The organism is Chthonomonas sp. (genome assembly GCA_016788115.1).
Lineage (GTDB): Bacteria > Armatimonadota > Fimbriimonadia > Fimbriimonadales > Fimbriimonadaceae > UBA2391.
Genome location: JAEURR010000002.1, coordinates 1 through 13,819 on the forward strand (window position 1 = coordinate 1; position 13,819 = coordinate 13,819).

The 13,819-nt window shown below is 59.5% G+C and carries 8 protein-coding genes, 1 tRNA gene and 2 rRNA genes; 6 read left to right on the forward strand and 5 right to left on the reverse strand.

Annotated elements, in window-relative coordinates:
• From JNM85_00160 to JNM85_00175, 4 genes are all read left to right on the forward strand, one after another.
• Positions 1-408 (forward strand): 23S ribosomal RNA (locus tag JNM85_00160); the annotation flags it as partial.
• Positions 409-496: 88 nt separating this feature from the next.
• Positions 497-613, forward strand: a 5S ribosomal RNA gene (gene rrf, locus JNM85_00165).
• A gap of 101 nt (positions 614-714) precedes the next feature.
• Entirely contained in the window at positions 715-1,380 is a 666-nt protein-coding gene (locus JNM85_00170) for a CAAX prenyl protease-related protein (GenBank protein MBL8086470.1), read from the forward strand.
• 96 nt (positions 1,381-1,476) lie between these two features.
• Positions 1,477-5,478: a hypothetical protein gene (locus tag JNM85_00175; protein MBL8086471.1), complete on the forward strand. Its 4,002-nt coding sequence runs from the start codon at positions 1,477-1,479 to the stop codon at positions 5,476-5,478.
• 74 nt (positions 5,479-5,552) lie between these two features.
• On the opposite strand, the gene JNM85_00180 is transcribed toward JNM85_00175, so the two are convergent.
• A complete protein-coding gene (locus JNM85_00180) occupies positions 5,553-7,169 on the reverse strand; it encodes an acyl-CoA dehydrogenase family protein (protein MBL8086472.1) in 1,617 nt (538 codons plus the stop codon).
• A 34-nt stretch (positions 7,170-7,203) separates the two neighbouring features.
• Positions 7,204-7,593 carry a hypothetical protein gene (locus tag JNM85_00185; protein MBL8086473.1) on the reverse strand — a complete coding sequence of 130 codons (390 nt, stop codon included), beginning with the start codon at positions 7,591-7,593 and terminating at the stop codon, positions 7,204-7,206.
• 58 nt (positions 7,594-7,651) lie between these two features.
• Between JNM85_00185 and JNM85_00190 the strand changes: the two genes are divergently transcribed.
• Positions 7,652-7,727, forward strand: a tRNA-Ile gene (locus JNM85_00190).
• Between the two features lie 51 nt (positions 7,728-7,778).
• On the opposite strand, the gene JNM85_00195 is transcribed toward JNM85_00190, so the two are convergent.
• From JNM85_00195 to JNM85_00205, 3 genes are all read right to left on the reverse strand, one after another.
• Complete coding sequence (locus JNM85_00195) at positions 7,779-8,432, reverse strand: PEP-CTERM sorting domain-containing protein (GenBank protein MBL8086474.1); 654 nt, start codon at positions 8,430-8,432, stop codon at positions 7,779-7,781.
• 194 nt (positions 8,433-8,626) lie between these two features.
• On the reverse strand, positions 8,627-9,577 hold the full coding sequence (locus JNM85_00200; protein MBL8086475.1) for a 2Fe-2S iron-sulfur cluster binding domain-containing protein: 951 nt from the start codon (positions 9,575-9,577) through the stop codon (positions 8,627-8,629).
• A 3-nt stretch (positions 9,578-9,580) separates the two neighbouring features.
• Positions 9,581-9,949 carry a group 1 truncated hemoglobin gene (locus tag JNM85_00205; GenBank protein MBL8086476.1) on the reverse strand — a complete coding sequence of 123 codons (369 nt, stop codon included), beginning with the start codon at positions 9,947-9,949 and terminating at the stop codon, positions 9,581-9,583.
• A 345-nt stretch (positions 9,950-10,294) separates the two neighbouring features.
• Between JNM85_00205 and JNM85_00210 the strand changes: the two genes are divergently transcribed.
• On the forward strand, positions 10,295-13,819 hold a 3,525-nt coding region (locus tag JNM85_00210), incomplete at its 3' end, for a hypothetical protein (GenBank protein ID MBL8086477.1).

A 13,819-nucleotide genomic window follows, 5' to 3' on the forward strand; every position in this document is an offset into this window, starting at 1 on the left:
ATGGTTTGGCACCTCGATGTCGGCTCGTCGCATCCTGGGGCTGTACAAGGTCCCAAGGGTTCCGGAGTTCACGGATTAAAGCGGCACGCGAGCTGGGTTCAGAACGGCGTGAGCCAGTTCGGTCCCTATCCACTGCGCGCGAAGGAAATTTGAGGGGAGACGCTCTTAGTACGAGAGGACCGGAGTGTACTGACCTCTGGTGTACCAATTGTTCCGCCAGGAGCATACGTTGGGTAGCCACGTCGGGCAGCGATAAGCGCTGAAAGCATCTAAGCGCCAAGCGCACCCCAAGATTAGATTTCCCACTTAATGGTAAGGCCCCTTGAAGATTACAAGGTGATAGGTCGGAGGTGGAAGCATGGTAACATGTGCAGCTGACCGATACTAATTGGCCGAGGGCTTATTAAGCTGTGTTTCATGCCTGCTTAAACAGGTGCACGGCTCCTACAGTTCGATATTCAACTATGAGGGTGTTTGACCCTTTGACAATTTGTATTCGCGTGATCATGGCGAGGAGGTCACACCCGTTCCCATCCCGAACACGGCAGTTAAGCTCCTCAGCGGCGGAAGTACTTGGAGGGCGACCTCCCGGAAGATAAGCACGTCGCGCGGATACATAAACTTTAGAAGAGACCCCAGCAATGGGGTCTTTTTTGTTGTGCTAATCATCTGATTCAGCATCAAAATGGCACGATTTGTGCCATCATCCGCTGCATGATCGCCAAGTTCGAAGGCAAGTATCCGTGGCTGCCCTATGTGCTCCCGATGGCTCTGTTCATGGGAATCACCGCCGTCGAAGGCAAGAGCGAGGCGAACTATCCGTTGATCTACATTGCCAAGGTGATCATCGTTGTGATCGCCTTGCTCATGTGCAGAACCGCGCTGCGCGACATCAGATTTGATAAGCAGTGGATCATGCCTTCCATTGCGCTCGGGCTTGTGATGCTCGGTGTGTGGGTGAACGTGGAGCAAGGGATCCAGTACTCGAAGATGGGCGCGCGATCAGCGTTCAATCCGTTTGAGAAGATCGATGACCCAACTTTACGCAACGTTTGGATGGCGTTCCGGTTCATGGGCTTGGCGCTCGTGGTGCCGGTCATGGAAGAGCTCTTCTGGCGTTCCTTTGGTCTTCGCATCGCCACTCAGACCGATTTTCTGAAGCTCAAGATCGGTGAGTTCAGCACGACCGGTTTTGGCATCGTAGTTGCCGTCTTTGCCTTCAGTCACCCCGAGTGGGTTCCGGCCGCGATTTTTGCTGCCGTGACGGGTCTGTGGGTCTACCACACCCGAAGCATCTTCGCTTGCATTGTCCTGCACGCCGTGACAAACCTGGGTCTTGGTTTGTACGTTGTGACTCAGCACCAGTGGAAATTCTGGTAACGCGCGTTCTTTGCGGTCGGGGGTCTTTGCATCCGTACGTATCTCCTGTATATTGAATGCATATCCTTGCGGCATGCGCAAAGGGAATTCAAGGTCATGCGAATCTCAAAAGCTGTCTTCGCGCCGCTATTGGTGCTCATTCTTGGGCTATGTGCCCACGCCCAAACAACGACTGAACAGGTAGGACGCCCATGGCGAGGCGAGCCGGGCATCGTCGAAACCGTCGCTGAAATCATGGAGCGGGAGAGCCACACGCCTCCTCCCACCGCTTTCACCATTCGTGATCACGATGAGATTGAGCGGGAGCCAAGCACGCCGCCGATTGATCCCAACCTTGAGTTCAACGCCACTCGTCCAGCTTTGCGAAGCGGTTTTGGCAAGATGTACATCACCGCTGGCACATCTTGGACCGGTTCCGACTTGGCCGCTTCGGGCTCAGTGCCACCCGACTCCATGGGAGGCGTCAGCCCGACGCAGGTCATGGTCTGTACGAACAGCCGAATCCGCATCTATAGCAAGTCGGGTGTGCTGGGTGGCCTTAACGCATCCACGAACACGTTTTTTAACTCGGTCCGCAACGGCGTAGGGACAAGCGATCCTCGGGTTTGGTTCGACCGCCTGTCGAATCGCTGGTTCGTCATCATGATCACTGTCTCGTTCCCGAACCGGGTGCTGTTGGCGGTGTCAAACTCGGCGACCGTCACAGCGACCTCGTCGTTCACGTTCTATCAGTTCCAGCAGGATCTGATCTCTCCTGTTGGCTTAGACTCGGGCCTGTTGATGGACTATCCGAGTTTGGGTGTGGACGCCAATGCCGTCTACACCGGCGGAAACATGTTTAACTCTGGCAGCTCGTTCTTCGGAGCCAGCTGCTTTGTCATCCGCAAGAGCTCTGTTCTCTCCGGTGGCCCCATCGTTGTCTCCGCGTTCCGACAGGTCTGCACAGCTTCGGGAGCGGGTCCGGTTGCGCCGCAAGGCGTTCACAATGACGATCCTGCGAGCACATTTGGATACTTCATCGGCTCGGACAACGTCAGTTTCTCGACCTTGGTGATTCGCCGAATCACCGATCCGGGCGGTACGCCGAGCATCAGTGCCAACATCCCGGTTGCGGTCGCGACCACCGGATTTCCGCAGAACTACGCGCCCCAACTGTCCACAACCATCGACACGCTTGATGACCGCCTCTTCAGCGCGCAGATGCGCCTGAATCGAAACACGGGCGTCCGGTCTCTATGGGTCGCGCACAACATCGAAGTGAACTCTGCGGGCTCGTTCAGTGCCACCGGCAACCGCAATGGTTCGCGGTGGTACCAACTTGGATCACTGAGCACGACTCCGACGGTGCTGCAAACTGGAACCGTCTTTGACAACGCCGCATCGAACTTCCGAAGCTACACGATCCCGTCGATCTCGATGAGCGGTCAAGGCCACGCCATGATCGGCTTCACGGCGGGCGGAGCGGCGCTCCCCGCGTCGGTGGGCGGCTCATTCCGATTGGCCAGTGATCCGAACGGAACGATGGAGTCGGCGACGGTACTCGTCACCTCGAGCTTCGGCTACAACGTGGAAACGGCCCCGCAACGTTGGGGCGATTACAGCATGACGGTCGTCGATCCAGCGGATGATATGACCTTCTGGACCTTCCAGGAGTTCGTGGCGTCCACAAACAACTGGGGCGTCCGCGCGCAACAGATCCGTGCGCCCGGACCGGCAACCATCACTAGCTTGGTCCCGAACACGCTTGCTCAGGGGGCGACCGCGAACGTGGTCGTGACGGGCACCTCCAGTGCGGGCACCGGTTACTTTGACCCCGGCCCCGAGTACCCCAACCGGCTTGCAGCCGCGATCAGTGGTTCTGGCGTCACGGTCAATTCGGTGACCTACACTTCGCCCACTTCGATCACTCTGAACGTCACCGTCTCTGGCGCGGCCACAGCGAGCGCTCGCGACCTGACCATCACCAACCCCGACGGACAATTTGTAACCGGAGCCGGTGTCTTCACGGTCACCAGCTCGGCCAATCCAGTGCCGGTGATAAGCTCGATCTCGCCTTCGTCGGCGATAGCCGGTTCGGCGGGCTTCTCCTTGACGGTTAGCGGCTCGAACTTCATTTCGGGTTCCATAGTTCGTTGGAATGGTGCTGACAGGGCCACGACCTTCGTCAACTCGGGCTCGGTGACGGCAGCTATTTCCGCGGCGGATATCGCCAGCGCCGGCAGCGCGTCAGTGACCGTCTTTAACCCGGCACCCGGCGGCGGAACGTCCAATAGCGCGACATTCAATATCAACAATCCTGTTCCGACGATTTCTAGCATCACGCCGAACCCGGTTACGGCTGGCGGTTCGGCATTCACGCTGGATGTGAGCGGAACGAACTTCGTCAGTGGCTCAGTCGTGCTGTTCAACGGCTCGGCGCGGAGCACTACGTTTGTGAGCTCCAGCTTGGTGAAAGCAGCGATTTCGGCTGCGGATATCGCCACGGCTGGCACTGCGCTCATCTCCGTGCAGACCGCGGCTCCAGGCGGCGGTACCACGGGCACGCTGACGCTGAACATCAACAATCCCGCGCCCACGTTGTCCTCGCTCTCGCCATCGAGCTCGACGGCAGGAGAGGCAGCGTTCACTTTGACCGTCAACGGAGGCAACTTCGTCTCCGGATCGACGGTTTTGTGGAACGGTTCCCCCCGAACGACGACCTTCGTGAACTCGGGGCAGCTGACCGCCTCGATTTCCGCGGCGGACATCGGAACTGCAGGCACGGCCTCGATCACGGTGAATACGCCGGGACCGGGTGGCGGAACCAGCGGTGCACTCACGTTCACCATCAATAATCCGTCGCCGACGCTTAGCTCGATCAGCCCGGACAACGTCCTGGTGGGCTCGGGTGCGTTCACTCTCACGGTAACGGGTACCCAGTTCGTGAACGGTAGCGTGGTCCGCATCAACGGTGTGAACCGCGTCACGACCTTCGTCAACAGCACGACGCTCACCGCGCAGATCACTGCAGGGGACGTAATTGCTGCGGGCACGGCCAGCATCGATGTGTTCACCCCAACTCCGGGCGGCGGCACTTCGAGTACGCAGACGCTGACGATCAACAACCCAGCCCCGACGAGCATCTCGCTTTCGCCCAGCTCGGCGCTGGTCGATAGCGGCGCGTTCACCCTCACAGTATCGGGCGGTCCGTTCGTCAGCAGCTCGGTGGTGAATTGGAATGGCTCGCCGCGCGCGACGACCTATGTCGATGCCAACACCCTTCAGGCGTCGATTCCGGCAACGGACGTCAATGCTACGGGCACGGGATCGGTCACGGTGGTGACTCCTGGTCCGGGGGGCGGAACTTCGCCTGCGGCCACGTTCACCATCAATAACCCTGCGCCGGTCGTCACTTCGGTGAACCCAGCGGTCATCGCCACACTCTCGCCCGATACGGTCGTGGAGATCCTCGGTACGGGATTTGTGGCTTCCTCGCAAGCCAGAGTCGACGGCGCACCGCGGACGACCACGTTCGTCAGCAGTACCAAGCTCGAGATCACGCTCACGGCGGCGGAGCTGTCCAGCGTTGCCACGTACCTGGTTGACGTCACCACGGCGGGACCGGGCGGCGGAACATCAAGCGCGCTTACCGTCGAGGTCAAGAAGAGGACTCTCAACGGCAACGTGGACCTGCAGGCATTCGCCAACATGAGCGGGCAGCAAGTTGAAATCGAGATTCGCCCTGTAGGGTCGCTCTCGATCGTGACGAGCTTCTTCGCCACGCTGGATGCGCTGGGTAACTACTCGGCCAGCATCGATCTCGCCCCCGGCAACTACGATGTTGCGACCAAGGGATCGCACTGGCTGCGCAAGGTCTCGGGCAACGTGGCGTTCAATGCGCTCACGGTGACGGCTCCGAACGTCTCGCTCATCAACGGTGATTGCAACGGAGACAACGTGATCGACCTGTTCGATTACCTGATCCTGAGTTCCGCCTATGAGACGGCGCTCGGCGATCCGGGCTTCCTGCCTGCTGCTGACCTGAACGGTGACGATGCGGTCGACTTCTTCGACTATCTGATCCTGAGTCAGGAGTACGAGGCCCAAGGCGACGACTAAGCGCATCGCGCCCTAACGAAACGAGCGGTCGGACCCACGCTGTGGGCCGACCGCTTTACTTCTTCAGACCGGGATCAGAGCGGGCCGTCGGCGTGATGGACTCGATCGGCCAAGACCGACAGGTCCACGCGCGAAGTGGCCGGAATCTGCACCGACTCGCCTGTCAACAGTTGGTACGCCCGAGCGGCCTCGCCGTGCGCCCAATTGCGGAAGAGCGCCACGGCATCGTCGAACCGTCCACGATCGCGGCTGGCCCGCAGGCGCGCGCTCTGCTCGGCGTAACGCAGGATCGCCAGGTCGGCAAGTGCACCGAGTTCACTCTGGTGGTGCTCGGTGCTCTTCAGGGCGTGAGTGTAGCCCCTGGACACGAGTTCCGAAAGGAAGTCGCCGCCCGAACTGGGCAATTGGACCGTGCCATCTCTGAGCTTGCGCAGCATTCGTTCTGCGATGAAGTAGCGGTTGATTTCGTTCGTGCCTTCGTAGATGCGGCTGACTCGGGTGTCGCGATAGATTCGCGCGATCCCAAACTCCTCGGTGAACCCGTACCCGCCGAAAACCTGCAACGATTCGTCCACGATGAACGACTCCGCTTCGGTGCTGAAGGCCTTGCACATGCTGCACTCGATGCTGAATTCCTCAGCGGCGCGCATGTTCTGTTGGACGGGGGCCAGATCGCCCTGCGCATGGTAGTGCGCGAAGGCGTCGTCGATAAGTGCGCCCGTCCGGTAGATCATTGACTCGGCGGCGTAGAACCGAGCCGCCATGAGCGCGAACTTCTGCTCGATGAGCCCGAAGTTCGCGATGGGCTGACCGAACTGTTTGCGATCGCGGGAGTACTCCGAAGAGAGGCGCATCGCCTCGCGCGCAGGTCCGATGCTCATGCTCGCGAGCTTGAATCGGCCCAGGTTCAATGCGTTGAAGGCCACGATGTGGCCCCGGCCCTCTTCGTAGATCATGTTGTCGGACGGGATGGACGCATCCTCCAGCAGGACCCGAGCGGTCGAGCTCCCCTTGAGGCCCAGCTTATGCTCCTCGCGTGAGACCGAGACTCCGGGCGTGTCGCGCTCCACCACGAACGCGGTGATCTTTTCGCCGCCTACCTTGGCCATAACCAAGAATTGATCGGCCCACTTCGCGTTGCTGATCCACATCTTCGTGCCGTTCAGGACCCAGCGATCGCCCCGCAGGTCTGCGCGTGTGGTCATCGAGAGGGCGTCGCTACCGCTGTTGGGTTCGCTGAGGCAGTAGGCACCGATCTGGGTGCCCGCCGCAAGCGCAGGCAGGTACCGGCTGCGTTGGGAGTCGTTGCCGAAGAGCTGGAGACCCACCTGGCTGATCCCGCTCGTGATGCCGATGGTCACGCTGAAACTGGCATTGAGCGAGAGGAATTCGAGGATCCGAGCGGCGAGGTTCTTGCCGAGGCCCAGGCCGCCAAACTGGTCATTCGTATCGATGCCGCAAAACCCGAGCGATCCCGCTTCGTTGATCAGGCGTGGCATCAGCCCTTCTTCCTGCGCATCAAGCTGCTCCTGCACCGGCAAGACCGACTTGCGGGAGAACTGCTCGGCAGTGCTGATCATGAGCTGCTCGTCGCCTCCGAAATCTTCGGGGGCGAACGTCTGCGGGGGATCGGCGCTGATGAAAGAGCCACCAAAAACGGTGGCCGTGAGGGCATCGGACGACGTTGTCACGAGCACTATTATAGCGGCTGGGCCGGGTTCGAATCTATTCGCCGTTGACGGTGAGGCGCGAGCTGGTCCCGGTCATGCCCGGTCGAAACTCTACGTGGTGGGCCGCAAGCGAACCATTGCCGAACGCCCACTCCTCGATGCGAATAGAGCTTACGGCGTTCGGGCCGATCATGTACGGTTCCGTGGGGAATGGATGGAGCGCGGCCTGAAGCGTCTCCGGCTCGAGCTCAGTGAAGACGATCACGCGCTGTGGAGTGACCTCGGCGATCCACGACAGGACCTGCTCCCGTGGCCCTGCCTCGTCTTCGAAGAGGTTCGGCTGACCGATCAGTTCGCCCGGCAAGGCAACGGCCAGGATCTCAAGTTCGGGGATGTGGATCGCGAGGGGCGAAAATCGGATGTATCGAGTGGAAGCCACGTTCATTCGGATGATCCTCTAGTATGCCCGTTGGACGACCCGGGGGTGTATCATGTTCTTGACCGGGCCTGTAGCTCAGTGGTAAGAGCACGCGGCTCATAACCGCATGGTCGTGGGTTCGAACCCCACCAGGCCCACCAGTTTTCCGAGTGCGGTCTCATGGGGCCGCCTAGCGGCGGCCCCATGAGACTCTAGCGTCGGCGACGCGCCATCAGAGCGAACCCGACACCCAGGCCAAGGAGCGTGAGCGGCTCCGGTACCGCCTCGATTGATGCGTGCAGCGGCGTGGAGTCGTAATAGAAGCTCCCTGCCGAACCCACTCCGAAGTCGATGGAGTCACCGGCGTTCAGGCTACGAGTGAAGTCGAAGCCAACACTATCGAATGTTGCTCGGTGTTCAAGGATCAGCGAAGTCGGTGTGCCGACAAATGCGTCGATCGCACCGCCGTCGCCTACGCCGAACATGCCGAAGATCCGGAATACCCCGGAGGTAGGCGCGGTCCACCGCACCGTAACGACCTCACCATTGGGCCCGGGGTGCATGTTCCCTTCGCCTGGGGCGATGCCGTTGATGCTGGTCGAGCCAATATTCTTGGTGGCAGCGGGGGCACCGAGCAACTGATGGGCGTTGTCGATCCAGTACAGCCAGGTGCTGTTGCTACCGTGATCGGGGAAGGCAAGGAAGTTGCCGGTAGGGCTGTCGGAACCCTTCACGCCGTAGGTCCAGACGCTGTTGGGGTTGCCGTTCCCCACCGAGAAGTCCTCGGCGTAGTTCCATAGCGCGAACGCCGAGGACAGAGTCATCGCAGCGAGCGAGACGGCTGCGAGACGAAGTGTGAGAATCATAGAAGTCCTCCTTCGCAAGACACCCGCCCCACTTGAGCGGGCGTTAACTAGAGTATATCAGAGCGGAATGAGCCGGGCAGCGAGCGCAGCCGGGCTTCTTGGTTGCCGTCCAGGATTGCATTGCGCGAGGCGGTCGAGCGGCGGCGGAGAAGCGCATGGTTGGGGTTTCGGACCCCACGAAACCTTAGACTCGCCTAGGCTTGATTCTCGAACGGATCCGCAAAGATGTCCTCCAGGTTTGCGCCTGCGAGGAAGCATCGCTTCTGTCCCGACCGTACCATCGCCGGATGGCCGCACAAGTACACTTGGAACGCTTCGAGGTCGGGCAAATCGTGCAGCGCCGCGTCGAGCGGACTTCCGGAACGATCTCCCTCCGCTGTGGGATGATCGGCGCACGGCGTGTAACTCAAGCTTGACGCCTTCCGACTAAGCTCCGACAGTTGCTCCCGAAAGTAGAGCCCATCGGACGACTCTGCGCCGTGATACAGGTGTATGGGACCCTGGTGGCCCTGCGCCAGGGCCGAGCCAAGGACCCCGTAGACCGGTGCTAACCCTGTACCCGTGGCGATCAGCAGCAGAGGTCTCGGGTTCGCTGAGGCTCGGTACATGCATTTGCCGAACGGGCCCCGCAGGCGAAGCGTTTGGCCAGGCTTGACGTCGCCTAGGAAAGTGCTCACGAGTCCGCCAGGCACGAGCCGTATGTGGAGAGCGACCTCGCTCCCGTTGACTTCCGCAAGCGAATAGCACCGCGAAAGATCATCCGACTTGAGGAGGCGAATGAATTGACCGGGGCGGCCGCACACCTCGGTTACAAGCCGCAACTCAAAGACGCTGTCGGAGAGGTTCTGACGGCTGACGACCCGGGCAGGGAACTGGGGAACCTCGCTGTCATCGAATCGAATGATCCGTTCCACCGACCCTGCGGTCGCGCGACAAGCGAGAAAACCGCCCAATCCCACGATGGCGTCGTCGAGGCTCTCAGTTGAACTCGAAGGAGCGGTTCCAGCCACCGACCGAAGGAGGCATGCTTGGCATGCTCCGGCTTTACAGCCGTGCTCAATGTTCTCCCCGCTCTTGAGCAAGGCATCAAGCGTTGAATCCCCGGCCTCGGCGGCGATGGACCGCCCTTCGAATTCAAACTCCATGCGTCAGGAACGACCCAGTACGTCTTCGCGGGTGGTCTCCGCGACGGCTGCCACTTGGCTGATCAGGTCGTCGGCGACACCCATATCCTTCAGCGTGAGCCCAAGGTTCTCGACGATGGCGTCGAAGTGACTGTCGTTCAGGCCCCGCTCGACCAGGTGCGCGTGGCCGACCTTCATATCCAGCCCAGTGTAGTTGTGTGGGCCACCGAAGGCCATCGTCAGGAACGCCTTCTGCTTGGCCGATTGCTTGTACATATCGACGTTTTCAAAGAAGTAGTTCACCCGATCGTCCGCCAAGACGCGTCGATAGAACTTGTTCACGGCGGCATCGACTGCCGCTTGACCACCAAGGTTTTCAAAGAGTGTGCTCATAGTTAGATCTCGTTTCGAGGGACTCGTTGCCCCTCAATTTGATCGTGGCCAATTGGCTGGGACCGCGCTATGATGCTTGTCATAGTCGATCAACGTACGGCTGCGCCGAGGCAAATCGCATCGCCTAGACAGCTCCATGCATTACAGTAGAGGGTCAGCTCACTGCAAGCGACGATAGACCGTTCGGAGATCTAGAAGTGTGCGAACAACCCGCCATGGCATGGGCGTTGTTGATAACTGAGTTCCAGGAATGTACAGATAATTTGATTCAGGGTGGAAAACTTGACACCCGATCCTCAACGATGTAATATAAGTGTAGAACGAGTAGTCGAAACAGGAAATCACATGGCAGTTATTGGATCTTTGCATAGTCGTTTGAACCAAGGCATCGGCCGAGGCACAGCGGTCGGAATGGTCGGGTTGCTCCTTTTGAATGTTACTGCGCCCGCCTTTGCCCGAACTCCCGATCCCAAAGTCCCGGCTCCGAGGATCGAAAGCCGACCGGCGACTGTTTCGGCTGGGCTTCCACGTGTCCCCGTGGTGCGTGGCACCGCTGGCCAACTGGCGACTTTTGGCAAGCCCGTTGCTCCTGTCATTCAGAGGCAAGGGAGCTTGCTTGACGAAGTGGGTCGATTGAACTACCGCGTGTCGGCAGAACAAGTCGCGATTTGGAAGAGCGAGGCCACCCCGTTGGCGAGGCTGCGGTTGGCAGAGCTGACCTTGTCGGGCTATCGCGACCCGCGGGGTGCGGAGTATCGTTTTGCGCAGATCATATCTTCACCGGACACGTCCAGGGAAGTTGCCGGCCTAGCCAAGCGGGGAAAGGCGTTTGCCCTCCATTTTCAGGGCCGCTATCGCGAGGCAGCACAGTATCTGCGCCGGCTTGTCTCCAGTAGCGCGGGGGTGCCGAGCACTCGCGAATTGGTGGGTTTCATGCGTCATGCCGAAGCGTGCGCGGGTTATCATGAGGCGCATGATCGCCTCGGGATCTTCCAGCCTGGCAAACTTGACCCGCTGTGTGGAGTGCGCAGTGTCGCCAAAGCGGTCACCAGGTTCGGCGGTTCGTACAACGAAACAGCCGCCGCGAAGGTCGTACGCCACGATGGATTTGGCTCGGACCTGAAGGACATCGTCAAAGGAATTCAGGCGTTTGGTTATGAGCCTGTAATCATCACGGGCAACGAGCGAGCGGTGGCGGAAATGCCCATGCCCGTCATTGCACATGTCGAGCACGATCACTTCATCACAGTCACGAGCGCATCGAGAGCCTCCGTCACCTATTGGTGCGTGGACTGTGGAGGGGACCAGGTAGTCACGTGGGATCAGTGGCACGCCATGGAACCGGACGTGTTTGTCTCAGTGGTCAGGCCAGGTTCTGCCGAGGCGCAGTTGATCAGCGCGGCGTTCGATCCGGGAGCTGATGTCGTAGCTTCGATCAACCCACGGTCGAACCCGTTCTCGGTTCTGGCGCGATGCGCCACCCTGCTACCTCTCGGGCCAGTCCCAGGCGGCATCGTTTGCGGCGCTCGGCCCCAGAGTTTGCAGTGTGGAGATTGCGCCAATGGGCAATCCTGCCCAGTCGTAACGGGCGGCCCAGGAACTGGTGATCCAGTGAACATTGCGACCGGTGGCGAAGAGTACAAACCTGCGCCGGACCTTGTGGTTTACAACCCCGCTGGCCCAAGCGTCTCATGGGGACGCGAGTACTTCAGCCTCGGTAATCCGGTCGAAAACGGATTTGGCACTAGTTGGACCCATAGCTACAACTTCGTCGTCAACATCTCTGAGCTAAGCATCGAGGGTCGGCCCGGAGGAGGAGGCGGAGAACTTCCGCCTCCAGCCTACGCTGTCGATCTCATTCTGCCTAACAGTGCGCATCTCAAATATGGACTACCTGAAGGCGAGGGAGCACCCACTGCTCTAAACCCGGGCCCAGTGACCCTCGTACCCGAAGAAGAGGGTGCGGCATACATCGTTCGCTGGAAGTACGACACGTCGGCAGGAGGCGATTTCTTCGAGATTCAAGGCGCCGACGAAACGGTTCTCAGGACGACAATGGCCGAAAACTATCCTGCGCCAGGTCAACCACTGATGCCGTTCGTACGTCCAGGTTGGATCTACCGCCTGTCCAAAATCACGGACAAGGTTGGCAACTTCATTACTCTAGACTATGAGGACAAAACCAAGAATGTCCTGATGTCCGACGGCGCTGGTGGCACTTACTCTCAGAGTTACACGCTGCGCAATCTCAAGACGATCAGGGATGCCAGCGGATCAGCTCTACTCACGCTAAATACGGACGCGCAAGGCAGCTACGTCTCCGCCATCGACCGGTACTCGCGTGCGGTCTACTACTCGGTTCAAACCCTTAGCAGTGCCAATATGCCCAACGGAATTCCGAACGAGGTATACGAACTGACCCAAGCGTCTCAGATTGTGACCGCGGGAGCGGGAATCACACCGGTACGCTACCAATACACTTACGCACTCGTTGGCAATATGCACGGTGTGGGTGGCGAGCAAGTTCCGACCCTCAAAACGATCTCGGTGCCCTCGCCAACGGGCTTAGGTCTGTCCACGGCGACCATCAACTACGACGCAGACGGCCTCGTCTCAAGTCTCGTCGATGCGAATGGCAATACGACCGAGATTGTCAACGACCCGAGCATTAACCGGGCCGAGATTCGGGTGAAGGATTCATCCGGGACCGTGGTCGAGAAGCGGTACCTGGACTTCGATGCAAAGATGAATCTCACTCAGGTTCTCGACGCGAGCGGCAACGTGGTCAGCACGAAGACCTTTGGCGGAACGAACCCGTACAAGCCAACCTCGGTGACCGATGCCACATCGCACACATGGAACTACACTTGGGATCAGTATGGCCATCTGCTGACGGTACAGACCCCGCGCGGCATCACCACGACCAACACCTACGACTTTTCAGTCTTCCCGATGGGAAGGCTGACGGAAACCCAGGAAGGGACCAAGACGAGTTCCACTTATCAGTACCTCACGAATGGCCTGCTCTGGAAGTCCAATTCACCGATTCCCGGCGACGTAGGAACGGGCAACCGTCAGACCACGACCTACGCCTACGACAGTCTGGGCAATATCACGAGCATCATCACGCCCGGGAACAACGCAGAAACGACTCACACGACGTCGTTCAACTACACAACCGACGGTAGCTATTCGCAGGCCGCGGCGATGGGTCAGCCGCTGACGATTACGAACAGCAATGGCGAAGTGACCCATATGCGCTACGATGCCCGGGCAAACACGACCAGCATGTGGGATGCGCTGGGGAATACGAGCACGTACGCGTTCAATCTTGCGAATCAGCAGACCGATTCATATCTTCCGGCAACGGGAAACACCGGCTCGGGCAACGCAAGAAGCCAGCAGGTCTACCTTTACATCGGCGGGCCAGCAAGCCAAACCAACGCCTATAACGAATCCGGAACGCTTGTCCGGCAAACCAACCTCGGCTACGGGGCCGAAGGCGAACTCCTGAGCCGAACGGGAAGTACGGAAGAAGCGAGCTTCACTTACAACGCCGCGTACCGTATGAAGACCCTGCGCGATGGTGCCGGTTCGAGTCACGAAACTTCGTACACATACAACACGAAGGGGCAAGTTACGCAGATTAGCTACCCCAATGCCTCTGGTGCAACGTACGACAAAATCCAGTTCACTGGATACGACATCGCTGGTCGGCTGACGGGTCGAACGGATGGGCGCGGAATCACGACGACCTATAGTTACGCCGAGCCGGATGGGCAACTCCATGGCGTGACCTATTCGAGCGGAGCCGCAATTTCGATGGCGTACGATAGCTACGGCCGCGTGCAGAGCGTTACCGATTCCAGC